The following is a 24,918-nucleotide window of genomic DNA, read 5'->3' as shown; positions in this document are numbered from 1 at the left end:
AATCAACTTTTATAAAGGTATTATAATATGAGGGAATTTATCAAGACACAAACCACCGACCACATTGCTTATATAGGTCTAAGTCGGGGGCGTTCCAACGCATTAAACCTCGAAATGGTAGACGAGTTGATTACGGAGATGAAAGAAGCAAAAGAGAGCCCGTCCGTTGAGGCGGTCATATTGCATGGCAACGAAGGCTTTTTCTCCTCTGGATTAGATCTCATCACTTTATACGACTATGACGAAGAAACCATACGTCGGTTCTGGGAACGTTTTCTGGATTTAATCTACGACCTCATCGCTTTTCCCAAGCCACTTATTGCTTCTGTTACTGGACATTCTCCTGCCGGAGGTTGTGTGTTAGCCATCTGTTGTGATTATCGCGTGATGGCAGAAGGACAGTACATTTTTGGTCTAAATGAGGTTGCTATAGGTGTTCCCGTACCAACCAGCATATTCTCCTTATATAGCCTTTGGATAGGTCAGGCAGAAGCTTACAGAAGCCTCTTGGCCGGAAAACTTTTCTCGCCCTCCGAAGCTTTGTTGATTCATCTTGTTGACGAAGTTGTACCCGCAAATCGCATTCACACTGTTGCCACACAGAAAGCTAAAGCTTTCATGCAGTTTGAAAAGAATGCCTGGGCCACCACCAAAAACAATCTTCGTAAAGCATTGCTACAGGAGATACAGCAAGACAAAGCCCTTGCTGCACAACAGATGTTGGAGCAGTGGTGGAAGCCCTCCACGCGCAGTATCTTAAAAACAATCATCGACAACCTGACACAAAAGAAAGCATAAGAAACTATGAAAAAACTTCTTTGGACACTCCTTATCTCCAGCATATTTGCTGTTTCTTGTAACTCTTCATCAAAAAAAAATGAGGACAACAAAGATGCCGCGGATAGCATCGCCACTTTCGAACAAACCCAACAGCTTCCGGAGGTTATCACACGCTTCGCCCGTGCGTACATCTCCCAAGACAACGATAAGGTGAACGCATTAATACATCCCGACTTAGGCCTTTACATCATCTATCGCCCCGGTGCTTCTGATGTTTATGCGCACGTAAGCCGTATTGATTTTAGCAACCCCGTGCCAAATCACTTCCCATACACCACTTTTCAAAACGATTATACATTGACCTTTGAAAAGCTTCCAGTATTTGATTGCGGAAGTGAGAAATGGGATAAACTGGGCTTCTTTGCCGACACGACCGCAACCGCAAATCAATTGACGACGATAGCTATCTTTCGACAAGAATTTGAAAATGTGTCCGCTGCCGAAGTTGCCCAAATCAAAGAATTAGAGAAAGATACATATCGCATTATTCTAACCGTCAATGAAAACCTTGTTTTTCATGTTAAGAAATATGAGGGAGCATGGTATGTCATTGTCCTAGACAGAGCCTACGGCTGGTGTGACGCCTAAAGCTCCGTATCCGCAGAATTTTCAAAAAATATTGTAGAGTGGTATATTCCCAACACTAATTTATTGGAAAATAAAATTTATCTTAGTCGTGAAGAAGTAACTTTATTAGGTTATATAAACCAGACACAAAAGCAATATAATTAATTACCTTATGTCGAATATTGATAAAGAAACCCAAGGTCGTATCAATCAGTGGTTAACAAAAGATTATGATAGTGAAACGGTTGCAGAAGCTCAGCGATTAATAGACGAAAATCAAGAAACCGAGCTTATCGATTCCTTTTACAAGGAGTTGGAATTTGGCACTGGAGGTTTACGTGGTATTATGGGCATTGGTTCCAACCGTATGAACAAATACACGATTGGTAAAGCGACGCAAGGATTCGCAAATTATCTGAAAAAGCAGTTTCCGGGTCAGTCTATAAAAGTCGCGGTCTCTTACGATAGCCGCAACAACTCACAGAGCTTCGGGCATTTGGTGGCTGATGTGTTTTCTGCCAACGGCATACATGTGTACCTATTCGAGCAGCTACGCCCAACACCGATGTTGTCTTTTGCTGTTCGTCATTTCGGCTGTCAGGGAGGGGTGATGCTAACCGCTTCACATAACCCTAAAGAATACAACGGTTACAAGGCTTACGGAAGCGATGGTGGACAACTGGCTGCACCACACGATAAGAATGTGATTACGGAGGTGTATGCTATTCAATCGGTATCCGAAATCAAATTTGACCGCGACGAGGCCAACATCAGTATAGTGAAAGAAGATTTCGATCAAATCTATATCGACGCCAACAAAAATCTATCCATACATCCCGAAGCGGTGACCGCACAACGGGACTTAAAAATTGTGTTTTCGCCGATTCACGGAACGGGCATCATTGTTCCTAAAGTGCTTGAAGCTTGGGGCTTCACCAATATCAACTTGGTAGAGGAGCAATCCAAACCGGATGGTAACTTCCCAACAGTAGTTTATCCAAACCCGGAAGAGCAAGAGGCAATGTCTATGGCGGTTAAGCGTGGACAAGAGCTCGATGCAGATGTTGTGATGGCAACCGATCCAGATGCGGATCGTGTTGGTGTAGCCGTAAAAAACCATAAAGGAGAATTTCAGCTCCTCAACGGGAACCAAATCGGTAGCTTACTGACCTATTATGTCTTGTCTGCTAAAAAGGGGAAAGGAGAACTTACAAACAGTAATTTCGTGGTCAAGACAATTGTAACCACCAATTTAATCAGCGATATCGCCACCTCATTTAGCGTTGATAGCTACGAGGTTCTTACCGGTTTCAAATACATCGGTGAGATTATGACTAACCTGGAAGGAAAAGCGACTTACCTGGTCGGTGGAGAAGAAAGCTACGGTTTCTTGGTTGGGGACTTGGTTCGGGATAAGGATGCGGTCAATTCCTGTGCTTTCATCGCGGAGATGACTGCTTATTTCAAAAGTCAGGGCAAGTCTTTATTTGACGTGTTGCAAGACCTATATACCAATTATGGCTTCTATCACGAAAAATTGATTTCGTTAACAAAAAAAGGCAAAGCTGGAGCAGATGAAATCAAGCAGATGATGGCGGATTTACGCGCAAATCCGCCACAATCTTTGGGTGGCATTGCCGTGAAAGAAATCCGCGATTACCAAAACAGCCAGGCACATGTAGTGGCGACACAGGAAAGTTCGGCCATTGATTTGCCAAAGTCTGATGTATTACAATTTATCACGGTAGACGGCGATGTAATTTCGGCAAGGCCATCTGGCACCGAGCCAAAAATCAAGTTCTATTGCTCTGTAAAAGAGAACCTAAACAGCAAAGCAGATTATGAGTCAACGCTGGCTGTTCTGGAAACAAAGGTGCAGCGCATTATGGCAGACATCGTAAAAGACTAAAGGTTCTAAAATGCAGAAGTGGACATTATTAGATTCTAAATACATTATCCAAAAGCCTTGGGCAACTTTACGTGTAGACAAGCTGCAGCTGCCCAATGGCAATATCAAGGAAGAATATTATGTGTTGGAGTACCCGACATGGGTAAACATGATCGGTATTACCGAGCAGCAGACTATCCTGTTTGTCAAGCAATATAGGCATGGAGCGGGGCACATCATGGTAGAGCTTCCAGCGGGAGTGGTAGAAGTGGGCGAAGACCCGACTGACGCTGCCCGGCGCGAGTTGCTGGAAGAAACCGGCTACGCCTTTGACTCCATTGAATACATCTGCGAGCTCTATGCCAACCCCGCCACTTCCGGCAACCTGACCTATACCTACCTCTTGCAAGGCGGTAAAAAAGTAAAAGATCAGGAACTGGACGAGGGAGAGGACATTGAAGTTGTCGAAATGAGCATTGAGGAAGCAAAGCAGTTTTTATTTGACAACAAAATTGGTCAGGCACTGCATACTTCAGCTTTGTTTTATACCTTACAGAAAATGGGCTTGCTTTAGGCAAGCCCATCTTTTTTCACTCTCTCCAAGTTTTTCTAACAAAACAAGCATCGCGACCTGCTTACGAAGGTTATAATAGAGCTAAAATCATTTTTGTATAGTACAGGCGTTTGTGTTTTAGGGATTTTAGCTCAAAAGTTGAGTATAGAAAGAAGAAAAAGGAAGTCCGCTACAGACTAACTTTTCTCGCGATTTATTCATTTTTTTAAGATGGCATAACTATTTTCTTTAGAGATTTTTTAATCTAAAGAAAATAGTTAATAATTGAACAGACTTATATTATCATCAATTTGCATCATCTCGTTTATAGCGACTATCTACTTTTTACCCTATAAAGAAGGGGAAAAAGAAATGAAATATTTTTACATATCCCTGTTGGTACTATGTGCCTCTATATTAATTGGACAGTTCTTTAAGCAAGAAAAAAATAAAAAATAACCCGTTGTGCATTATGAAACAGAAGGCATCCTAATTGTCATTCTGGGCTTGTGGGGCTGATGCAACATTGAAGCGACATGTTTATCCTTGACAATTTCAGGCTGAGTTTGTCTAGCCTTTTTCACAAAACAACGGGATAGGAGATTTGCTGGACACATGGGCTCTTCCATTAGAACAGCTAGCCAGTACAATGCAGACGCTAGCGTTTACAGCAAAAGCCCTACCTTTTGCGTTCGAAAAGTTAGCGTGTAGAGCTAAAACGTTAACGTTTTTAATAGAACAACTACCTTTTCTGTTGAAAACACTAGGGAGTAGGTCCCAAACGCTAACGTTCGCAAAAGAAATATTACCTTCTCTGTCCGAAAAGCTAGAGCGCCTGTTTCAAAAGCTACCTTATAGAAGATAAACGCTACCTTTTTTGTCAGACACGCTAGCGTGTCTGACAAAAAAGGTAGCGTTTTCTACAGAAACTCTAGAGTTTGTTTATTGATATTTTAAGCTGTTATTCAAGCTAAAAACAGTGTTTAATACAGATTAAACCCAGTTTTTCACCTTAATAATGCTCTCTAAAACCCCCTAAAAAATTGTAAAATCGTGCCAAAAGATTTTTTCGATATGCTGAATTTTGGCACATATTTACAATTTTTGACCGTTTTTCCTGCCTATCTTTCTGCTAGTTAATTAAATATTTGTTTTGCTTAAATGATGCAGTTTTACGAATTCAGAGCAACGTACATCGGCACGGATACTGAACCGAACTACAGCGATATCATTATGATAATATTCTTAAGCTCTTAATGGTATTATCCACAGGTATCATATTTGGAGTCGAAACATTTAAAAAAGCCAAAAATAATCTACATGTGACCATTTTGAGTCTCATTATTCTTGTAGGGTTCTATATTTCTACTCTTAGTATATTCAACTCTATTTAATTACTACTGTTTTCGTACCTTTGCGCTATGGCAAGAGAAATTTTTGAAACCAAGCGTAAAGCATTAAAAATAAACCTCAATCCCGATATTTACGGAACATTTGCAGAAATCGGCGCTGGCCAGGAAGTCGCTCGTAACTTCTTCGGCGCAGGAGCAGCTTCTGGCACCATTGCTAAATCTATGTCGGCTTATGATATGGCATTCAGCGATGCGATATACGGAGAAGAGGAGTCCGGAAGGTACGTCAGCCGCACACGACTGACCAAAATGCTCAATCATGAATTTGAGTTGCTTACCGAACGCCTCCAAGGTGAAAAATACACGGGTAGAAAATTCTTTGCTTTTGCCGATACCGTAACGACACTTAACTTTACAAAAACCAACGATCCGCATGGTTGGATAGGTATCCGCTTTCAACATGAGACCGGAGGCCCGGTAAATGATATCATTATCCACATCCGTTTGCTGGATAGCGATTCCCGATTGCAATCCAAGGTTTTAGGAATTTTGGGGGTAAACCTCATTTTTGCCGCTTATTATTATGCGGAAAATCCGCAAATTATGATCGAGTCGCTGGTGGACAACCTTTCGGTTGGATCCGTGGAGATTGATTTAGTAAAAGTTTCTGGTCCTGTATTCGCGAATGCAAATGAGCGACTTCTTAATCTCTATCTAATAGCCAAAGGCTTCGCAAAGGCTGCTATCTTCAAACCAGATGGTAAAGCTGCGCAAATCAAGGATTACCTATACAAAAAGAATATCATTATTCTCCGTACCAAATATCGCCAGAAATCAAATCCTAACTTCGACTTGTTCAACTTAGCTGTAGAGCAGTTCAAAAAGAACACAGGGGCTCTTCCCGAAGACACAATCGTACTGATTGAAGTGTTGATGGGAAATGTGCTGGACGAAGACAGTCACATTACAGAAGAAGATCTACAATACTTTGCAGAGCGGGCCGAATACCTTTGTTCAACGGGCAACAACATCATCGTGTCCAACTTCCGAAGAAATAACCACCTTGCAGAATTTGTCAAAAACTTTAAGCCAAAGAATGTTGGTATCGCAACCAACGTAGCCAACTTAAAGAACATCTTCAATAGTGGCAATTACAATCAAGAACATTATACTAAAGAATTACTTGCATATATCTCTGGGATGTTCAGCAAAGATGTTAAGCTGTATGCTTACCCTTATCTGGATCGCAAGACCGGCGAAATCGTCACTACACAGAATATGCCCGTTTCCGAAGAAGCCAAACCTTTATTTGATTTCTTAATCAAGAACAGGTATATCGTGGATATCGAAAACTATGATGAGCGATTTGTAAAAACCGTATAAAAAAGCGGCTGTCTAAAAAGTACAATAAATTGTCACCTTGAGCGAAGTCGAAAGACACAATTTATTGATTATCTGTCTGTCTATCCTTCGACAGGCTCAGGATGACAGACAGATAAGGCTTTTGAGACCGCCTCTTTTATTTTTTTATAGATACTTCTTAAATATTGCGTATAGAATCTTCATATCCTCCTCATTCAGCGTGGCCGTGTCAGTGTCACGTTGGATATAGTGTATCTTAAAGGCTTTAATGGCGGCATCAAGATTCTTGATGTCATAACCAATAATACGCAGAGCCAATTTAGGGTCAAAGCTCTCCGGAGGAGTTTCTAAGTTCTCTTCGTGCCAGAAGCCAAAACCTTGATCGGCCAATATTTTCCACGGGAAACGTGAAGGATCGTTCTTCCGCGTGGGAGCATAGTCCATATGGCCTATAAAGTTCGCCTGTGGAATCTTATACGTTTCTTTCAGATAGGACAACAACGAAGTTAAGGCATTAATCTGTACTTCGGGCCAAGGATCCGTTGTTCCGTTATTGTCTAACTCAATCCCGATAGATGAAGAATTAAGATCCGTATCATTTCCCCATTTTCCTAGTCCGGCATGATGACCACGGTAAAGGTCGTTGACCATCTGTACAATCTTACCATCCCGACCTATCACATAATGCGAACTTACGCCCACTTTCATGTTATGAAATGTTTTTACCGTTTGATCCAAAGATTGCTGAGCAGTATGGTGAATCATGACATAATTTGGTTTGCGCACACCAAAGTTGGTAGACGCAACCCATTCTTTCTCCACAGGAGTCACAATTTTTTCTAGCTGACCTGTTACGGGTGCTTCCCTATACAGTTGAGCAAATTCTTCTGATTTCTGCTTATAGACTTTCTCTGTCGCAGCATATTTTCCACCACCACATGCACTCAACAAGAATAAAAGCGACAACGGCATTACCCAAATTAATTTCTTCATATCCATACATTTTATCAAGCAAGCAATGCTTATAGCTTATAGCTTATAGCTTATAGCTTATAGCTTATAGCAAAAGTACGCTTTATTTTGCTTCTACAATATGCTCGGGAAGAATGTATCCCTTTTCCAATTCAATAATATGGAGATTTTTAAATTCTATTTTAGCTCCTTCGGACTCCAGACACAGATAACCCTTTCGCTGCGAAGATTCCCGAATACCATTTACAAACTTTCCATTCACCGACAATTTAATCGTACCATCCACGCATACTACGGTATATTTATTCCATTCGCCCACACCTAAGCATCTGTTTTCAATAGATTTGCTTCGTTCTCCACGAGGGTTATCCGGAATCGTCTTGGCTTTTCCAGCCCCAAAAAGCTCACCATGTACATAGGCTATCGGTGGCATTGCACCATCCCGTTTATTTTGATTAACCCAGTCCAGTTCCAGCATCTGTACCTCCACACCGCTTGGAAGTCGGCTATACTCCTCCGGCTCGTCATCACACCACACAAATATTCCTGAATTCCCACCCTTTTCCAAGTGGCGCCACTCGACATGCATAATAAAATTTTGGTACATCTTTTCAGAACGCACAACACCTATCGGTAAACCTTTACAGACCAGCTTTTCCCCATCCCTATACCAAGAGGTGTCCGATGTATTGACATCTATCCATTTTAAAGGCTCAGGTGCAACAGTACCCGAGATCAAATCATTAAAATCCTTCTTCTCACCAAATTCAAAAAGAACCTGTTGTCCCTGCGTCAACCCTTGTTGCAAGAGCCAACATAACACAAAAACAGATAGAAACTTATATCTTCTCCTCATATTGAAAACAGTAAAATTTCCCTAAAATAGAAAAATGCCTGCAATTTTAACATTGCAGGCATTTATTAAGAGTTATTAATTGTCTTCAAACAACTCCTTTTGTCACGCTGAGCCGAGTAAAAGTGCGACAAAGGCTGTCTGGAACTTATTTTTTTTCAAGCCTTATGCTTCCGCATATTCTTCAATAGAAGGACAAGAACAAATCAAGGTTCTATCCCCTTGCGAATCGTTCACGCGCCCTACTGAAGGCCAGAATTTGTTCACTTTCAAATACGGCAACGGATAAGCGGCTGTTTGACGGCTATAAGGTCTATCCCATTCATCACCTGTCACTACAGCTGCTGTATGTGGCGCATGTTTCAATACATTTTCCTTTTGGTCAGCGTCGCCTGATTCTACCGTAGCAATCTCCGCACGAATAGCAATCAAAGCTTCACAGAAACGGTCAAGCTCTGCCTTAGATTCTGATTCCGTAGGCTCAACCATTAATGTCCCTGCAACCGGGAAGGATACCGTAGGTGCGTGGAAACCGTAATCCATCAAACGCTTAGCAATATCACCAACCTCAATACCCACATTTTTGAAAGCGCGGCAATCCAAAATCATTTCGTGCGCACAACGTCCGTTAGCCCCTGCGTACAATACCGGATAGTGGTTTTCCAGACGAGCCTTGATATAGTTTGCATTCAAAATTGCTGTTTTTGTTGCGTTAGTAAGCCCTTCGCCACCCATCATCGCGATATACGCATAAGAAATAGTGAGGATAGAGGCCGAGCCAAATGGAGCTGCAGATACTGCGGAGATACCTTTTTCGCCCGATACCGCAACCACTTCATGGTTTGGTAAGAAAGGAACCAAATGTTCCGCAACACCAATAGGTCCCATACCTGGACCACCACCACCATGTGGGATACAGAATGTTTTATGTAAGTTCAAGTGACAAACGTCAGCACCAATATAACCTGGGCTGGTCAAACCAACCTGCGCATTCATATTCGCACCGTCCATATACACTTGTCCACCATTCGCATGGATAATCGCACAGATTTCAATAATAGACTCCTCGAAAACACCGTGGGTAGATGGATAAGTAACCATCAAGGAGTTCAAGTTAGCCGCATGTTCTTCTGCTTTTGCTTTTAAGTCGGCAACATCAATATTACCATACTCATCACATTTCACCACAACTACCTTTAACCCTGCCATAGAAGCAGAAGCAGGATTCGTTCCATGTGCAGAAGCAGGAATCAAACAAATATTACGATGTCCTTCACCTCGGCTTTCGTGATAAGCGCGAATAACCATCAAGCCCGCGTATTCACCCTGTGCTCCAGAGTTCGGTTGGAATGACATCTTCGCAAAACCGGTAATGGCAGACAACCAGTCATTCAATTCGTTGATTAACTGCATATATCCTGTGGTTTGGTCTGCAGGAGCAAATGGATGCAAGCCGCCAAAATGTGCCCAGGTTAACGGAAGCATCTCGGTAGTTGCATTCAATTTCATGGTACATGAACCCAAAGGAATCATCGAGTGGCACAGCGACAAATCTTTAGCTTCCAAAGACTTGATATAGCGCAACATCTCGCTTTCAGAATGGTAGCTATTGAACACTGGATGAGTCAAATAGTTGGATTGACGAACCAATTCAGCAGGAATAGATGTACTCAATTCATTCACTAAAGCTTGTAAATCCACATCGTTTTGGGTCTTGCCTTTGATTTTAGCAAATACCTTAACGATGGTTTGTATATCTTCAAAAGTAGTCGTCTCATCGATAGAGATTCCCACCACTTCTCCATCATAGAAGAAGTTCAATTCGTTATTTAAAGCCTCGCCTTTTAAAGCGCCAACTTGCTCGCCTGCATGGATGCGTAACGTATCGAAATATGTTTTATTGATTTGCTCATACCCTAATGCCTGTACAGCTTTATCTAACAGCTTTGCCAAGTCATTGATGCGGGATGCAATATTTTTAATCCCTACGGGACCATGATATACTGCATAAAATGATGCCATAATAGCCAATAACGCCTGTGCCGTACAGATATTAGAAGAAGCTTTATCACGGCGAATGTGTTGTTCACGGGTTTGCAATGCCATACGCAAAGCGTAACCACCAGTAGAGTCTGAAGTTACTCCAATGATACGTCCCGGAATATTACGTTTATAAGCATCTTTTGTAGCAAAATAAGCCGCATGAGGACCACCAAAACCCATTGGTACACCGAAGCGTTGTGTATTACCGACAACCACATCCGCTCCCCATTCACCCGGAGGCGTCAATAAAGCCAAAGACATCAGGTCAGCTGCCACGCAAATCGTAATCCCTTTTTCATGAGCTGCCGCTGTAAAGTTAGTATAATCCACAATCGTACCATCTGCTGCAGGGTATTGGATGAATACCGCGAAAACGTCTTCTGTTAAATTTGCTTCCGTAATATCAGCCACACGGATTTCTACACCAAAAGGCACAGCTCTGGTTTGCAAGACGTCCAATGTTTGTGGATATACATTCGGTGTTACCAAGAATACGTTAGCCGCTTTGTTTTTGCGAGCCGCATATAACATGAACATCCCTTCTGCCGCTGCGGTGGCCTCATCCAATAATGATGCGTTTACAATCTCCAATCCTGTTAAGTCGGAAACAGCTGTCTGGAAATTCAACAAAGCTTGAAGACGACCTTGTGCAATCTCAGCTTGATATGGGGTATATTGGGTGTACCATCCTGGATTTTCCAATACATTGCGCTGAATAACACCCGGTACAGTTACATCGTAATAACCCTGTCCAATGTAGGACTTGAACACTTTGTTCTTGTCTGCAACTTGCTTTACTTTCTCTAAATAAGCTTTTTCACTCAATGCTTTCGGTAAAGCAAGGGGAGCTTTAAGGCGAATTTGGCTTGGAACGGTTTGTTCGATAAGCTCGTCAATGGATTGCACACCTAAGAAAGACAACATTTCCTGTGCTTCTTCGGCTCTTGGACCGTTGTGACGGTCTTCAAATTTTTCTTGATAAAATACGTGGCTCATGTGCGCTTAACTTTTTGATTAGCATAGCCCTAACAGCTTGATTTTTCGTTTTCAGAAACTATACTATTCTATACATTTTTGAGACTGCAAAGATACAATTTTATTAACGAATAAAAACCTGTCCTTAATAATCTATCGGTTGAAAAGTACGCACAAACGTTTGTCTTTTTATTTTTTAGCCCATGAACAAAATACACAGCAATAATCGAATGTCTAATAGACTATTTATTTGAGATTTGAACACTACTTTTCTATTAAAAGAAACAAAAACAAAACAACCATTCCTTTATGGATTGGCAACATTTCAGAGGAAACTTTACCAACAATTCAATTCGCTACAAAAATTACGCTTCAACTGGCTTAATTGCTATATTTAAAGGCATTTGTAAACAAAAGAAACCTTGTATGATAAAACTCCATGTTAAAAATGAAACCGGAAAATTGCATGCGGTAATTTTGGGAATTGCACACCAAAATGGCCCCACACCAAAAGCTGAAGATGCTTATGACCCGAAATCTTTGGAGCATATCTTGGCGGGCACTTATCCACAGGAGGCAGACATGGTCTATGAAATGACCTGTTTCCAACAGGTGCTGGAACGTCATGGCGTCAGGGTATATAGACCCCAACTTCTACCGGATATTAACCAGATATTCTCCCGCGACATCGGATTCGTTATTGATGACTTTTTTATCAAGGCCAATATACTTCCAGACCGTGCTGACGAGTGGCAAGCTATCGAATACATTATAGCACAAATCGACCCGGCACATTTCATTATCCCACCAGAAGAGGTGCATATCGAAGGAGGTGATGTCCTATTATGGAACGACCATATTTTCATTGGCACCTACAAAGGAGAAGACTATTCCTCATTCAACACGGCAAGAACGAACATGGCTGGCGTTCAATTTATTAAAGCGTTATTTCCTCACAAACAGGTGAAAGGGTTTGATCTTATCAAGTCTATGACCGATCCTCGTGCAAATGCATTACACCTTGATTGTTGTTTCCAGCCTATAGGAGCTGACAAGGCAATTATCTTTGAAGGAGGATTTCGAGATAAAGAGGATTATGATTATTTGGTTAGTCTCTTTGGCAAAGAAAATCTCTTTCACATTACCGCAGACGAGATGTACCAAATGTTCAGTAATGTATTTTCCATATCCCTGGAGGTCGTTGTTACAGAAAAGCGTTTCACCCGACTAAATGATTGGCTACGAGCTCAGGGATTCCATGTAGAGGAAATACCTTACCACGAAATAGGTAAACAAGAGGGGCTTCTACGTTGTTCTACACTTCCTTTACTTCGTGATTAAAGCATGCGACAGACAACAGATACATTGCTATTAGTACGCCCACATCGTTTTCGGAAAAACGAACAAACGGCCGTCAACAATTATTTCCAAGAGGATATAGAAAGCGACAACGTCAATAACTTGGCAAAACAAGAGTTTGATACCTTTGTCCAACAACTTCAACAACACGGAGTAAACACGGTTATCGTACAGGATACAGCCACACACGATACGCCTGATAGCATCTTCCCCAACAACTGCATTTCTTTCCACGGTGACACGGCGATCCTTTATCCTATGTTTGCTAAAAACCGTCGATTAGAAAGAGAGCTTGACGTGCTTTCCATATTGGCAAAACAAAGGATAACTTTTGAACATGTCATCGATTATACATTCTACGAACAAGAGCATCTTTTCTTGGAGAGCACTGGTTGCCTTATCCTCGATAGGGAAAACCGCATCGCCTACTGTTCTTTGTCCCCACGTGCCGATGCCGTGCTAATTCATCGCTTTTGTTTGAACATGGCGTTTACCCCCATCATCTTTCAAGCCAATCAAACGGTCGATGGCCTGCGTATGCCGATTTACCACACGAATGTGATGATGTCCGTAGGTCGTAAATTCGCCGTAGTTTGCTTAGAAAGCATAGACAACCTCCATCATCGACATGACTTATTGGAACAGCTTGAAAAAACAGGTAAAGAGGTTATTGAGATTTCGGAAGAACAGGTTAACGAGTTTGCAGGGAATATCCTTGAGGTAAAATCGAAAGATGGCAATCCTTTGATTGTTATGAGCAGTCGGGCCTACCATAGTTTTACCAATGAACAGGTTAATATATTATCGAAGTTTGGTAAAATTGTGCACAGCCCTTTACCAACAATAGAAACCTGTGGAGGCGGAAGTGCACGTTGTATGATTGCAGAGGTATTTCAGAGAGAAGAATAGATGCAAGAACAAAGAGTAAAGACTGACATCAATCTCTTTCTTCTTTGCTCTTTCTTCTATATTCTTTACTCTTTATTTTCTTTCTAAAAGCTCCCTGCGTACCCGGCTCAGGCTTTCCGGCGTGATGCCTAAATAAGACGCAATCATCCATTGCGGAACACGCAATAACATATTTGGATACATCTCCATAAAAGCTAAATACCTTTGTTTGGCAGGCATAGCCAACAGCGAGTTTATACGTTGCTGCTGCGCATAAATGTTTCGCTGTAGAGAATGTTCCACGAAACATGCAAACTCGGTACTCAAAGCCGAAGCCTTCTCCATAAACTCCGGTTGGATATAAACGACGAGAGATGGCTCAATAGCCTTGATATAATAATCTGAAGGCTTATTAAAATACTGACTTGCCCGGTCTGAGACTATCCAGTTCTCGGGAGCAAATTGCAGGATATGTTCTCCTCCCTTTTCATCCAGAGAATAAGACAGTAATAAACCAGACTCCACAAAAAAAGCATAATGCCCCACTTCTCCGGCACGCAGGAGATAACTGTTTGGCTCGACTTGTTTAAAAGCAAAATAAGGATTAAGTTCCTCAAATTGTTCATCCGAAAGACCTGCCTTCTCCGCATAATAACGGTAAAAATTACTCGTCTTGAAGTCTATGATAGGCATTTTCATTAGTACAGGATAGAAAATTTGAAGTCTAACGGATTAAAATACTTTTCCAGATCCCTTATCAAATCATCGCCATACTTGATATAGAGCGGTGCAAAGTTTTCTGTTCTTTCCTGCAGTCCGCCGCCAGGGAAAAGCTTGTCTTTCAAACGCTCAATCTGTATCAGAGCCTCTTTGTGGTTCTGTTTATCTGCCTTTAATAATTTTTTCTCCAGATTGTTTATAGCTTTCTTCAATCGCGCCTTGACTGCATCGGTACTCGGCCCGAGGCTGGGGTCAATCTTGTGTGCGCGAAGTTTGATTTTTCCAAAAATGGAATTAAACTCCATCCACTCATCTTTTAGGTTCAGTCGATGGGTCGTATGCCGACGAACGTATTCGCTTTTGAGTTGTTCTGCATCCCTAAAGATACTTTTGAACGTCAAATCCAAACGGAAAATTTTACCTGCAACTTGGTCATCTGTAATCATTGCAGAGTTTCGGGGAATCAATATAGGAAAGGGAAGACCGTATTGCTCAAAATTAGCTTTCAGCTGTAACCAGTATACAATTTCCGCACCGCCCCCAATATAGGCCAGATTGGGAAGGATGATTTCTTGATATAGCGGACGCATAACCACATTGGGACTAAAACGTTCCGGATAGTTTTTTATCTCTTCACGTAACTCAGATTCCGTAAAGAAAATCGACTGGTGCAGAACCTCAAATCGTCCATCCTCTGTGCGCACAATACGCTCCCTAAATTCGTCTGTAAGGTAGAAAAAGTTGATTTCCCGTGCATGTACCTGGGGGTGATACCCCAAATCTTCCAATTGATTCGAGGTTTCACGGATTGCCTTAAAACTTTTTTCCTCCAGAATATCCTGTTCAATATAAGGCGCAAATACCGCCTTGAAAGCTTTTCTATCCGCATCGATAATCACCAATCCATAATCCTTAAAAAGCTCATGGACAAACAGACGAGTAGCATCTGCCAATGAACGGCCTTTCAAATAAGCTTCTTCCACGATTTGCGTAAGCTTTTCCGCATTCGGTGAGATACCAAAGGTATTGCAGTATTGTTTGACAGTATCTACAATATTTGCAGTAGACATACGCCCTGTAGCCGATATACCCTCCGTATCCCATGCAATTTTCTTCCCGAATACCCGTGTATGGTTGATTTCTTCGAAATCATGATCTTCCGTAGCCATCCAATAGACCGGTACGAAATCATTCTCTGGGTGTGCGGCTTTGAGGTCTTTAGCTAAACGGATTGCCGAAACGATTTTAAAAATAAAATATAACGGCCCTGTAAATATATTCAGCTGATGCCCCGTTGTTACGGTGTAAACATGCTGATCCTTCAACAGGTCAATATGCGAAGCTACCAACGGTGCATTGTCTAAAAGTTCAGCATATTGTTCTTTAAGTTGCGCGACCAATAACGACCTGTGGTCGTTATTAAAATTCTTTTTAAGCGCAATCTGCTCTTTGAAGTCTGGTAAAGTCGGCCGAAGGCCATAGAAAGGGCGAAGCTGTTCCTCATTGCCCAAATAAGCTAAAAGGGCTTTAGAAAAACTGCCTGTATCGCTATAGTCGATATACGTTGCTTTCATCTATCTCTCTCGTGCAGTAGTTGTTTTTTAATGTCTACTAATTTTGCAGACAATTTACATATTTTTATGAAAAGCCAAACTCTGTTAGGTAATTTAGTTGTTCATATTACCTCCATATGGCAATATAGTTAGAGATTATTGTAGCGAAAAATCAATAGCTAACGTTATGTATAAAACCCCATTAAACCAACGATGAGAAGTATAACATTTTTTACATTCGGACTGACAGCCATCCTCTTACTATCCTGCTCTAAACACAAGGAAGAAGATATGCTGGATATGTCTTGTGAATCAGCTATGTGCACCGATATGCTTGTAACTATATCGGCAAAAGTAGTCGATAATCAGGGGAAGCCCGTTGCATTGACACAAACCAAGGTAACTCGATTGTCCAATGGAGAGGTGTTGACTAATCCGTTTGCTAAAGAGGATTGGAGATTGTACCAGCAATATGGAAACTATCCTATAGTGAGTGACCTACATGACAAGGTGTTGCCCAAATTTAAGAAAATCCCAGTACGGTTTCAAGGGTATATTGGCTCGAAGGAAGTTATCAATACAATATATACAGTTGCGTTCGATTGCTGCCATATTAGTTTAATCTCCGGCGAACGAGAAATAGTGGTTCGTTGATTTGTCATTGGGGTTAGGTGTCTATAACATAAAAGAAAAACCAAAGGATAGTCTTTGGTTTTTCTATTTAGTAGCCCCGAGCAGAATCGAACTGCTATCAAATGTTTAGGAAACATCTATTCTATCCGTTGAACTACGGGGCCATTAAGCCCTTTGTGAAAGACAAACAAAAATACATTATTTTTCCAAACAAAAATATAAGGCTTTCTTATTGTGTTTAAAAACATATATAGATTTTACCAATACACTATAAAATTTTTTGATTATTTTCTAACAAACAAAAGCGTACCTTTGTGCTACAAAATAAGAAAGAAAATATTATGAGTTTCACAGGTAAAAATTTTCCAAACATCACAGTAGACGCAATTGACTATTTAGGCGATTATTTGTCAATCAACGTATTCGAAAAAGCACAACAAGAAAACAAAAAAGTATTATTGTTTTGGTATCCGAAAGACTTCACTTTCGTATGTCCTACAGAATTGCACGCTTTTCAAGCAGAAGTAGCGGAGTTCGAAAAACGCAACACAATCGTTATCGGTGCTTCTTGCGACTCTAACGAAGTACATTTTGCTTGGTTAAATACAGCAAAAGACAATGGCGGTATCGAAGGTGTAGAATATCCTTTGATCGCTGACACAAACCGTAACTTGTCAAGCGTATTGGGTATCTTGGAAATGAAAGAAGTTGAACACCCAGAATACGGTACCTTGGTTGAAGGTTCAGCAGTTTCTTACCGTGCGACTTACTTGATCGACGAAACTGGTAAAGTATTCCACGAGTCTGTAAACGATATGCCTCTTGGCCGTAACGTAAAAGAATATATTCGTTTGATCGATGCTTATACGCACGTTCAGAAACACGGAGAAGTTTGTCCTGCAAACTGGGAAGAAGGAAAAGAAGCTATGAACGCGACTCGAGATGGTGTTGCTTCTTACCTTTCTGCAAACTAATTTGTTTAAAGTTCAAAGTTTAAGGTTCTATATAGAACCTTAAACTTTAGACCTACAACTTTGAACTAAAAACGTTAAACAAAATTATTATGTTACAAGAATTAGAAGCTGACAATCTACAAGAAGTAGTAAGCAGCAATGATACTGTATTGGTACAATTTTCCGCTTCTTGGTGCGGAAACTGCCGAATCATGAAACCAAAATTCAAAAAATTGGCTTCTGAGAATGAAAACGTAGGCTTTGTAATCGTGGATGCGGAAAAATTTCCTGAATCCAGAAAATTAGCAAACGTAAATAACTTGCCAACTTTTGCTGCTTTCAAAGGCGGTAAACTGGTGAACCAAGTACAAACAAACAAAATCGACGGATTAATCGAACTATTAAATGAAGTTACCAGTAATTAAGCACCTGATCGAGTTTATCGAGCAGAACGATGTAGACTTCGTATTGGAAACTATCGAAACGCTGGAAGCTTTGACAGAAGTCTCTTCTTTAAAAGACGAGGAGCTCGATGTTATCGGTGAATTGATCTCCAATATGTACGGAGCGGTAGAGGTGGATAAACTTATCAAAGAAGGAACTCCTAAAAAAGATGCATTGAATAATTTCATGAAACGCGTCTTGGGTTCGATTGATAAGTAGTTATTATCAAGCCACATACCTGATACCAACCCATATAATAAAACCCTTTATAGCTTTTCCACCCCTGCTTGTTTGTTCAAAACTCAGTTGGTGTGGAAAAGTTTTTTTTTCACATCGCGCCAACCTAATACTTTTAATGCTATTTTTACTAATACTAAAAGGTTACTATTTTAAAACTATCGACTTAATTTAATGCTTCGTTTTCCAAAACATAGGGGCTTTTGAATTGGAAGTTTTAGACAAAAGATTTTTAATTGTTGGTAAGAGGAATCAAGATAAAACTTGGTTCCTTTTATTTTTATGTTTGATTTTTTCTATTTTAGAAATTATGAAGAAACTATTTCTCTGCATACTTATTCTATTTTTTAAGGTTAGTACAAGTTTTTGTCAATCCTATACCCCCCAAACCGCAGCTGACATCCTTTCTAAAATGGAACGTCTACAAGTTGTTGGATCCGCACTTTACTTTGCTGCCCATCCGGACGATGAAAACACCCGATTAATATCCTATCTGGCTTCTGAACGCAAAGTACGTACAGCCTACCTGTCTTTAACGCGAGGTGATGGTGGACAAAACCTTATCGGAACGGAGCAAGGCATCGAGCTTGGCTTAATACGTACCCAAGAGCTTCTGCAGGCTCGCAAAGTGGATGGCGGTGAGCAGTTCTTCTCTTCAGCCTTCGATTTTGGTTTTTCTAAAACCTACGATGAAACGTTCCGCTTCTGGAACAAAGAGGAAGTGCTTCGCGAAGCCGTCTGGATTATTCGTTCCCTACAGCCGGACATTATCATCACTCGTTTCCCACCAGACGAACGGGGAGGGCATGGCCACCACCAAACCTCAGCCATCATTGCCCATGAAGCTTTTAAAGCCGCCGCTGATCCCAACGCCTATCCGGAACAGCTAACTCTTGTAAAACCCTGGAAGGTAAAACGTTTATTGTGGAACACCGCCAACTTTATGCGCATGCAGGGCAACAGCCAAAACCAGCTTCGCTTAGACATTGGCAATTACAATCCGCTATTGGGTAGATCCTATGGTGAAATTGCAGCCCTAAGCCGCTCGCAACATAAAAGTCAGGGCTTTGGTTCTGCAGGAACAAACGGTGTGTTATTGGAAACTTTCGAGCATGTGGATGGAGATAAAGCGGAAAGCGACCTGTTCGATCACATTGATATTTCCTGGAACCGCATCAGCAATAGTTCCCATATTGCACAAAGCATCGATCAGCTAATTGCTGATTTTAACCCACAAAAGCCTTATTTATCTATTCCGCGACTCACTTCGCTATGGAAAGATGTCCAGAAAATAGATGATGATTATTGGAAATCCCGTAAGTCCAAAGAGATAGAGGAACTTATTTTGGCCTGTGCTGGCATCAAGGTAGAAAGCTTAACGGCGCAGGGAAGCTATGTAAAAAATGCGCCTATTCCTTATCAAACCGAAATTATTCTCCGCAATCCCGATACAAAAGTTAATGTACTTCGTATTAACGGTCAGGAAATCAATAAGCCTTTGCCACATAATGAAACATTCTTTTTTGAGGGCAAAGCCTCTATCGATGACATTACACAGCCTTATTGGTTAGTACAGAAACCCGGCAAAGGTAAATTCAATGTGCGCTCCGAAGACTTTGGCTATCCCATTAATAAGGATTTGCCCGCAACGGAAATCCTGTTAGAAATAGGAGGGGTAAATATCCGTATTAACGAACCTTTGCAATTCAAATATGTAGACCCTGTGCGTGGTGAAGTGCATGAATTTGTTCGGGTAACCCCGGCCTTGACTGCATCATTCGACCAACAGGCGTTGCTCATCCAACCGCAGGAAAGCAAAATGGTCTCGATTACGTTCCAAAACCATGCACAACAAGCGAAACAATATACCGTTCATGTAAATGCCGGTGCCGAGGGATGGAATATTGAACCGACAAACCTGACCTTAAACTTTAGCCCGGACCAACCTTATTTAACAAAAACCGTAAACATCACCAATAATGGGGCTACTAACGGCGCCACAAACTTAACCCTTCAAATGCAGGACGAGCGCCTTATGGGTTTACGGGAAATCGCTTACGAGCATATTCCAAAACAGAGTTGGTTTCCAGACGCACAGATAAGGTTACAATCACTAACATTGAATAACCCTGTAAATCGCGTTGCTTACATTATGGGGGCTGGCGACCTTGTCCCCGAATCTCTTCGTGCTATTGGAATCGATGTAGATATTCTTACGTCCGAAAGCATCAATAGAAATTCACTCCAAAAATATGATGCCGTTGTGCTTGGCGTACGGGTTATGAATGTAGACAAACAAATAGCCTACAAACTCCCCGAGCTTTATGCTTATGTAGAAAATGGTGGAGTAGTGGTCATGCAGTACAATGTGAACAGTGGTCTGAAAAAAGATAATTTTGCACCCAAACCGTTCAAAATCACACGGGCAAGAGTAACCGAGGAAGATGCGAAAGTCACATTGGTCGACGAGGACGACCCTGTGTTGAACTACCCGAACAAGATCACAGAACAAGATTTTGACGGATGGGTGCAGGAGCGGGGCTTATATTTTGCCGAGGATGTAGACAAAAGCTATCGCACACCTTTGTCTATGCACGATACCAATGAAGCTCCGCATCGCGGTTCTTTGCTCATCAACCGTATCGGAAAAGGCAAATTTGTCTATACATCCTTATCTTTTTTCCGACAATTACCTGCCGGAGTTCCCGGAGCTAATAGATTATTTGTAAATTTGTTAACAAAAGAAAAATAGAACATAAAAACATAATGGAAAATCAAGTAGAAAAAAACGAAACATTGAATGTTAAAGGCATTATCCTTTTAGTAGGAACAGTATTTGGCGCATTGGTTTCTATCATCACCCATGGTACTTTTATGGGCTTTATCGGTGGTGCAGTAATCGGTCTTGTCATCGCTATCCTCTTCATTAGCTTTGCTCTACCATTTAAACCGCATGACAGATAAGAAACTGCTGCCCTTTATTAAGAGCTGGAAACAGTTTTACCTGCTGGTATGTCTGTGGCTATTGCTTTGCATTGCCTTTATGTACTGGTTTACACAATATTATTCATGAGTACTATTGATTGGATAGTACTCTTTCTCACTCTTCTGCTTATTGTCGTCTACGGCATGTACAAAAGCAGAGGAATCAAAAATATAGATGGTTATATCGTCGGCAATCGTGAGTTGCCTTGGTATACTGTCGGCTTATCTGTGATGGCTACGCAAGCCAGCGCAATTACTTTCCTTTCTGCTCCCGGTTTGGCTTACAGCCAAGGGATGAGCTTCGTGCAGTTTTATTTCGGGTTACCGCTGGCAATGATTGTGCTATGTATAACTTTCGTTCCCATCTTTCATAAACTAAAAGTCTATACCGCGTACGAGTTTCTGGAAAAGCGCTTCGACGTAAAAACCCGTGCCCTGACCGCGATACTCTTTCTGATTCAACGCGGTGTATCTACCGGGATCACCATTTTTGCTCCCTCCATTATTTTATCCAGTATCCTCCATTTAGACGTTACCTATACAACCCTCATTATCGGACTAATAGTCATCTTTTACACCGTTTGGGGAGGGACAAAAGCCGTATCCTATACACAGCTATTACAGATGGGGATCATCTTTACAGCATTGCTTGTCGCAGGTGTAATGGTAGTGAAGCTACTTCCTGAGAACATAGGTTTTTCCGAAGCTTTGCATATCGCCGGGAAATCAGGCAAAACCAACGCGATAGACTGGAACTTTGACTTAAATAACCAATATACGATCTGGACCGGACTCATTGGTGGTTTTTTCTTGCAACTTTCCTATTTTGGGACAGATCAAAGTCAGGTCGGTCGTTACCTAACAGGTTCCTCTGTCCGCGATTCGAGAATAGGCTTACTGATGAATGGGTTGCTCAAAGTCCCTATGCAGTTTTGTATCCTGCTTATTGGCGTATTGGTCTTTGCCTATTACCAATTCCACACGGCTCCTTTATTCTTTAATAATGTCGAAGTAAGCAAAATAGAACAAAGTATCTACCACGACGAATATAAGGCTATCATGCAACGCCATGAGGCCATCAGTCAAGAGAAATCCATTGTATCACAGGAATTAGCAACAGCCCTACAGCAAAAAGATGAAACTGGTATTGATTTAGCCCGAACGGCTTTACAAACCAAGAACGAGGAAGATAAAGCCTTGCGCAAAGAGGTAGAAGTCTTGCTTAAGAAGAATAATCCCGATGCAGAGCTCAATGACAATAATTATATCTTCCTTTCATTCGTAACGTCAACCTTCCCGAAAGGACTTATCGGCCTGCTGATTGCTGTCATCTTTTTAGCCTCCATGGGCGCTACAGCCAGTGCAATAAACTCTTTATCCTCGACAACTGTCGTTGACATTTATAAACGTTTTATCCACAAGACCGGTTCCGAGCGAAGCGATTTGAATGCCTCACGTATCTTTACCCTGTTCTGGGGTATTATTACGCTATTAGTGGCGCTTTATGCCAGTCAATTGGGAAACCTGCTGGAAGCCGTCAATATTTTAGGGTCGCTATTCTACGGAACGATTTTAGGTATTTTTATCGTGGCTTTCTACTTCAAAAAGATAGGAGGGAGGGCTGTATTTATCGCAGCTATTCTTTCTGAACTTATCGTATTTGCCGTATGGCATATGGATTGGCTGGCCTACCTTTGGTTAAATCTAGTCGGCTGTGTTGCAGTAATCGTTTTGGGTTATGCTGTACAGTTTTCCGTAGGAAAAAAGGCTAATAAAGAATAAACGTTCGTTAAAAATACCGTTTGTACAGATTATATAGCACCCTCTTATCGTAGTCCGTCAATGTTTCACTGGTATCCGTCGCGATAAACTTCCGTTTAAAAGCAATAATCGTAGACCGAAGATTACTCACATCATACCCTATAATCCGTAACGCATCAACATAATTGAAGTTTTCTGGTGGCATTTGCAAATTATACTCGTCATACCATACGCCAAAACCCTGCTCGGCCAAACGTTTCCAGGGAAAGAAAGCACTAGGGTCATCTTTTCGTGTTGGTGCAATATCTGCGTGTCCCAAGAAATTGGTAAATGGAATACTGTACTTTGTTTTTAGTGTATCCAAAAGCACCAATAAAGAACGTATCTGCAGTTCAGAGAAGGGTTCTTTACCATTATTGTCCAATTCTATTCCCAACGAAACCGAATTCATATCCGTAATACTTCCCCATTTGGAACGTCCAGCATGCCAGGATCGCAGGTAATCATTAAGCATCTGCACGACCTGCCCGTCCCGACCAATAACATAATGGGAGGAAACTTTCGTGTGGGGCAATTGAAAGGTGCGGATAGTCTGATTAATACTTGTTTGAGCTGTATGGTGGATAATAACGAAATTTGGCTTACGCACATCATAATGCATTGCTTCCGTCCAGTCCGCATTCTTGTTGATACCTTCCCGCATCATCTCCCTGACACGATCTTCTGTTGTTAACACGACAGGGACTTCGGCAGCGCCGAAAAGCGTATCCAGCACCTGCCTTGTATCAATCAAGTTCTCTCGGCTTGCTTCCAGTTTAACTGTATCCGGCTGAACCAAAATAGGCTTAGGAGCTTGCAAAACTGTCTTTTTAGGCGTTCCACAACTCCAAACCAACAACATCACCCCAAATAAAAACAGACTATACTTCAAAACAAATTATCGTGGTAATGAATAGGTTAAACCTAAAGCCAAAGCTTGGCTATACTGCACTTTCTTGGACTCATCCGAATTATAGACAATAATTCCAGATAGAGAAACATTCACTAAACTGGTCACTTTTGCCGTAAGCGTAGCATCTAAACGGTGATCTGGATCACTTAGTTCTCGATAATCCGCAAACATATTATATCTCGCCTTGAGGTTCAGATTCTGGGAAAGGTTTCTGTCCAAGTTAGCTGTTAACTGAAACGCGAGGTCATTTCTAAATTCTTCACCCGGTTTTAAACCAAACTTCTCTTGATCTGCTGTTATCGGATCATTTTCTGGGTATCTCATAGCATATTCACTAACAGTCAAAGGTTTTACTCGGTCATTCAACACTAGGGTTTGTCGAGCAGTACCTGTACCCAAACGAAGAGAAAAAGTATTATCAGGCTTATACTCTAAACCGAAGGATTCTGTAAAATACCCAGGGCCCATAAAACCAGTATTATATTCATAAATACGCTCTATTCCTTCTTCTGTTCTATAAGTATACCCTAAGTCAAACTGAGATTCAAATGTTAAGGAGAAATAAAGAGCCCAACTCTTTGAAAGACCGTATGCAACCTTATTATCCCAGAAAATACGGTCATTATTTTTCTTTGCCAACTGATCTTTATTTTTGATTTTACCGTACCTTAAATCAATTTCTGTAGCAAATTGAAAGTTATTCTTATTGTATTCAGATTTGTGCCAACCAAGTACACCCACAGCAATAGAGTTTACCCCCCCGGCATTCCAGTTGTCACTAAATGAAGCTTGATTGGCATTGATACCAAACTTCGTCCAATGCTTCCAATAGTCCACTTCCAAATCCAATTTGGGAATAGGCACATGAATGCGGTTCAGATTGTTTAGTGGAGTTTTAGACTCCCCGACTATGGTTGTATCCGGCTTTGCTCTCAATTCTTTCAAATCGACCTGAGCCACGGCTGCCTGTGCCGCCAGCATAGAAACAATTACAGCAAGTATTTTTAACTCTTTAACCATATTATTAT

General features: G+C 41.3%; 21 protein-coding genes and 1 tRNA gene. 14 read left to right on the top strand and 8 right to left on the bottom strand.

Translation table 11 applies throughout. The features are described from left to right. Positions 1 to 27 precede the first annotated feature (27 nt). The 5 genes from BM375_RS07825 (at position 28) to BM375_RS07800 (ending at position 6,583) form a co-directional block, all read left to right on the top strand. Positions 28 to 798: an enoyl-CoA hydratase/isomerase family protein gene (locus tag BM375_RS07825; RefSeq protein ID WP_093364975.1), complete on the top strand. Its 771-nt coding sequence runs from the start codon at positions 28 to 30 to the stop codon at positions 796 to 798. Between the two features lie 6 nt (positions 799 to 804). Beyond that, a complete protein-coding gene (locus BM375_RS07820; protein ID WP_093364974.1) occupies positions 805 to 1,428 on the top strand; it encodes a hypothetical protein in 624 nt (207 codons plus the stop codon). A 151-nt stretch (positions 1,429 to 1,579) separates the two neighbouring features. Further along, a complete protein-coding gene (locus BM375_RS07815) occupies positions 1,580 to 3,316 on the top strand; it encodes a phospho-sugar mutase (RefSeq protein ID WP_093364973.1) in 1,737 nt (578 codons plus the stop codon). A gap of 10 nt (positions 3,317 to 3,326) precedes the next feature. After that, positions 3,327 to 3,869 carry an NUDIX hydrolase gene (locus BM375_RS07810; RefSeq protein WP_093364972.1) on the top strand — a complete coding sequence of 181 codons (543 nt, stop codon included), beginning with the start codon at positions 3,327 to 3,329 and terminating at the stop codon, positions 3,867 to 3,869. A 1,400-nt stretch (positions 3,870 to 5,269) separates the two neighbouring features. Then, positions 5,270 to 6,583, top strand: a complete 1,314-nt coding sequence (locus tag BM375_RS07800) for a nicotinamide mononucleotide adenylyltransferase (RefSeq protein ID WP_093364970.1) — start codon at positions 5,270 to 5,272, stop codon at positions 6,581 to 6,583. 144 nt (positions 6,584 to 6,727) lie between these two features. Here BM375_RS07800 and BM375_RS07795 read toward each other — a convergent pair whose 3' ends face one another. The 3 genes from BM375_RS07795 to gcvP form a co-directional block, all read right to left on the bottom strand. Further along, complete coding sequence (locus BM375_RS07795; RefSeq protein ID WP_398357519.1) at positions 6,728 to 7,555, bottom strand: N-acetylmuramoyl-L-alanine amidase; 828 nt, start codon at positions 7,553 to 7,555, stop codon at positions 6,728 to 6,730. Positions 7,556 to 7,637: 82 nt separating this feature from the next. After that, on the bottom strand, positions 7,638 to 8,390 hold the full coding sequence (locus BM375_RS07790) for a 3-keto-disaccharide hydrolase (RefSeq protein WP_093364967.1): 753 nt from the start codon (positions 8,388 to 8,390) through the stop codon (positions 7,638 to 7,640). A gap of 162 nt (positions 8,391 to 8,552) precedes the next feature. Continuing rightward, positions 8,553 to 11,426 carry an aminomethyl-transferring glycine dehydrogenase gene (gcvP, locus tag BM375_RS07785; protein ID WP_093364965.1) on the bottom strand — a complete coding sequence of 958 codons (2,874 nt, stop codon included), beginning with the start codon at positions 11,424 to 11,426 and terminating at the stop codon, positions 8,553 to 8,555. Between the two features lie 405 nt (positions 11,427 to 11,831). Here gcvP and BM375_RS17460 point away from each other — a divergent pair, with 405 nt between their 5' ends. Next, positions 11,832 to 12,746, top strand: coding sequence for a dimethylarginine dimethylaminohydrolase family protein (locus tag BM375_RS17460; protein ID WP_093365029.1), 915 nt, complete (start codon positions 11,832 to 11,834; stop codon positions 12,744 to 12,746). 3 nt (positions 12,747 to 12,749) lie between these two features. Continuing rightward, positions 12,750 to 13,673: a citrulline utilization hydrolase CtlX gene (ctlX, locus tag BM375_RS07775; RefSeq protein ID WP_093364964.1), complete on the top strand. Its 924-nt coding sequence runs from the start codon at positions 12,750 to 12,752 to the stop codon at positions 13,671 to 13,673. A 72-nt stretch (positions 13,674 to 13,745) separates the two neighbouring features. Here the strand turns inward: ctlX and BM375_RS07770 are convergent, their stop codons facing one another. Both BM375_RS07770 and bshC read right to left on the bottom strand, forming a co-directional pair. Further along, positions 13,746 to 14,345: a Crp/Fnr family transcriptional regulator gene (locus BM375_RS07770; RefSeq protein WP_170852615.1), complete on the bottom strand. Its 600-nt coding sequence runs from the start codon at positions 14,343 to 14,345 to the stop codon at positions 13,746 to 13,748. Positions 14,346 to 14,350: 5 nt separating this feature from the next. Then, on the bottom strand, positions 14,351 to 15,946 hold the full coding sequence (gene bshC, locus BM375_RS07765) for a bacillithiol biosynthesis cysteine-adding enzyme BshC (protein ID WP_093364962.1): 1,596 nt from the start codon (positions 15,944 to 15,946) through the stop codon (positions 14,351 to 14,353). A 192-nt stretch (positions 15,947 to 16,138) separates the two neighbouring features. Here bshC and BM375_RS07760 point away from each other — a divergent pair, with 192 nt between their 5' ends. Then, positions 16,139 to 16,579: a hypothetical protein gene (locus BM375_RS07760; RefSeq protein WP_093364960.1), complete on the top strand. Its 441-nt coding sequence runs from the start codon at positions 16,139 to 16,141 to the stop codon at positions 16,577 to 16,579. Positions 16,580 to 16,650: 71 nt separating this feature from the next. Here the strand turns inward: BM375_RS07760 and BM375_RS07755 are convergent. Beyond that, positions 16,651 to 16,722, bottom strand: a tRNA-Arg gene (locus BM375_RS07755). Between the two features lie 177 nt (positions 16,723 to 16,899). Here BM375_RS07755 and BM375_RS07750 point away from each other — a divergent pair. From BM375_RS07750 to BM375_RS07725, 6 genes are all read left to right on the top strand, one after another. Next, positions 16,900 to 17,532 (top strand): peroxiredoxin, encoded by a 633-nt coding sequence (locus tag BM375_RS07750; RefSeq protein WP_093364959.1) that lies wholly within the window; start codon positions 16,900 to 16,902, stop codon positions 17,530 to 17,532. 89 nt (positions 17,533 to 17,621) lie between these two features. Beyond that, positions 17,622 to 17,936 carry a thioredoxin family protein gene (locus BM375_RS07745; protein ID WP_093364958.1) on the top strand — a complete coding sequence of 105 codons (315 nt, stop codon included), beginning with the start codon at positions 17,622 to 17,624 and terminating at the stop codon, positions 17,934 to 17,936. Next, complete coding sequence (locus tag BM375_RS07740) at positions 17,917 to 18,174, top strand: DUF6952 family protein (protein ID WP_093364957.1); 258 nt, start codon at positions 17,917 to 17,919, stop codon at positions 18,172 to 18,174. The genes BM375_RS07745 and BM375_RS07740 overlap by 20 nt, the downstream gene beginning before the upstream one ends. Positions 18,175 to 18,502: 328 nt before the next feature. Further along, positions 18,503 to 20,944: a PIG-L family deacetylase gene (locus BM375_RS07735; protein WP_093364956.1), complete on the top strand. Its 2,442-nt coding sequence runs from the start codon at positions 18,503 to 18,505 to the stop codon at positions 20,942 to 20,944. 14 nt (positions 20,945 to 20,958) lie between these two features. Further along, the gene (locus BM375_RS07730; RefSeq protein ID WP_093364955.1) at positions 20,959 to 21,156 is read left to right on the top strand and encodes a hypothetical protein; all 198 of its coding nucleotides are present in this window, start codon (positions 20,959 to 20,961) and stop codon (positions 21,154 to 21,156) included. A 105-nt stretch (positions 21,157 to 21,261) separates the two neighbouring features. Beyond that, positions 21,262 to 22,959: a sodium:solute symporter family protein gene (locus BM375_RS07725; RefSeq protein WP_093365027.1), complete on the top strand. Its 1,698-nt coding sequence runs from the start codon at positions 21,262 to 21,264 to the stop codon at positions 22,957 to 22,959. A gap of 7 nt (positions 22,960 to 22,966) precedes the next feature. Here BM375_RS07725 and BM375_RS07720 read toward each other — a convergent pair whose 3' ends face one another. Both BM375_RS07720 and BM375_RS07715 read right to left on the bottom strand, forming a co-directional pair. After that, the gene (locus BM375_RS07720; RefSeq protein ID WP_244525849.1) at positions 22,967 to 23,869 is read right to left on the bottom strand and encodes an N-acetylmuramoyl-L-alanine amidase; all 903 of its coding nucleotides are present in this window, start codon (positions 23,867 to 23,869) and stop codon (positions 22,967 to 22,969) included. A gap of 6 nt (positions 23,870 to 23,875) precedes the next feature. Continuing rightward, positions 23,876 to 24,910 carry a DUF3078 domain-containing protein gene (locus tag BM375_RS07715; RefSeq protein WP_093364953.1) on the bottom strand — a complete coding sequence of 345 codons (1,035 nt, stop codon included), beginning with the start codon at positions 24,908 to 24,910 and terminating at the stop codon, positions 23,876 to 23,878. Between the last annotated feature and the right edge of the window lie 8 nt (positions 24,911 to 24,918).

The sequence above is a fragment of the Sphingobacterium wenxiniae genome, assembly GCF_900116225.1.
Lineage (GTDB): Bacteria > Bacteroidota > Bacteroidia > Sphingobacteriales > Sphingobacteriaceae > Sphingobacterium > Sphingobacterium wenxiniae.
The sequence above is the reverse complement of the archived record's forward strand: the minus strand, read 5'-3'. Positions and strand labels throughout refer to the sequence as shown.

Excerpts from the sequence above, each read along its gene's own strand:
- BM375_RS07825 (WP_093364975.1), top strand. The coding sequence starts at position 28 with ATGAGGGAATTTATCAAGACACAAACCACCGACCACATTGCTTATATA.
- BM375_RS07820 (WP_093364974.1), top strand. The coding sequence starts at position 805 with ATGAAAAAACTTCTTTGGACACTCCTTATCTCCAGCATATTTGCTGTT.
- BM375_RS07815 (WP_093364973.1), top strand. The coding sequence starts at position 1,580 with ATGTCGAATATTGATAAAGAAACCCAAGGTCGTATCAATCAGTGGTTA.
- BM375_RS07810 (WP_093364972.1), top strand. The coding sequence starts at position 3,327 with ATGCAGAAGTGGACATTATTAGATTCTAAATACATTATCCAAAAGCCT.
- BM375_RS07800 (WP_093364970.1), top strand. The coding sequence starts at position 5,270 with ATGGCAAGAGAAATTTTTGAAACCAAGCGTAAAGCATTAAAAATAAAC.
- BM375_RS07795 (WP_398357519.1), bottom strand. The coding sequence starts at position 7,555 with ATGAAGAAATTAATTTGGGTAATGCCGTTGTCGCTTTTATTCTTGTTG.
- BM375_RS07790 (WP_093364967.1), bottom strand. The coding sequence starts at position 8,390 with ATGAGGAGAAGATATAAGTTTCTATCTGTTTTTGTGTTATGTTGGCTC.
- gcvP (WP_093364965.1), bottom strand. The coding sequence starts at position 11,426 with ATGAGCCACGTATTTTATCAAGAAAAATTTGAAGACCGTCACAACGGT.
- BM375_RS17460 (WP_093365029.1), top strand. The coding sequence starts at position 11,832 with ATGATAAAACTCCATGTTAAAAATGAAACCGGAAAATTGCATGCGGTA.
- ctlX (WP_093364964.1), top strand. The coding sequence starts at position 12,750 with ATGCGACAGACAACAGATACATTGCTATTAGTACGCCCACATCGTTTT.
- BM375_RS07770 (WP_170852615.1), bottom strand. The coding sequence starts at position 14,345 with ATGCCTATCATAGACTTCAAGACGAGTAATTTTTACCGTTATTATGCG.
- bshC (WP_093364962.1), bottom strand. The coding sequence starts at position 15,946 with ATGAAAGCAACGTATATCGACTATAGCGATACAGGCAGTTTTTCTAAA.
- BM375_RS07760 (WP_093364960.1), top strand. The coding sequence starts at position 16,139 with ATGAGAAGTATAACATTTTTTACATTCGGACTGACAGCCATCCTCTTA.
- BM375_RS07750 (WP_093364959.1), top strand. The coding sequence starts at position 16,900 with ATGAGTTTCACAGGTAAAAATTTTCCAAACATCACAGTAGACGCAATT.
- BM375_RS07745 (WP_093364958.1), top strand. The coding sequence starts at position 17,622 with ATGTTACAAGAATTAGAAGCTGACAATCTACAAGAAGTAGTAAGCAGC.
- BM375_RS07740 (WP_093364957.1), top strand. The coding sequence starts at position 17,917 with ATGAAGTTACCAGTAATTAAGCACCTGATCGAGTTTATCGAGCAGAAC.
- BM375_RS07735 (WP_093364956.1), top strand. The coding sequence starts at position 18,503 with ATGAAGAAACTATTTCTCTGCATACTTATTCTATTTTTTAAGGTTAGT.
- BM375_RS07730 (WP_093364955.1), top strand. The coding sequence starts at position 20,959 with ATGGAAAATCAAGTAGAAAAAAACGAAACATTGAATGTTAAAGGCATT.
- BM375_RS07725 (WP_093365027.1), top strand. The coding sequence starts at position 21,262 with ATGAGTACTATTGATTGGATAGTACTCTTTCTCACTCTTCTGCTTATT.
- BM375_RS07715 (WP_093364953.1), bottom strand. The coding sequence starts at position 24,910 with ATGGTTAAAGAGTTAAAAATACTTGCTGTAATTGTTTCTATGCTGGCG.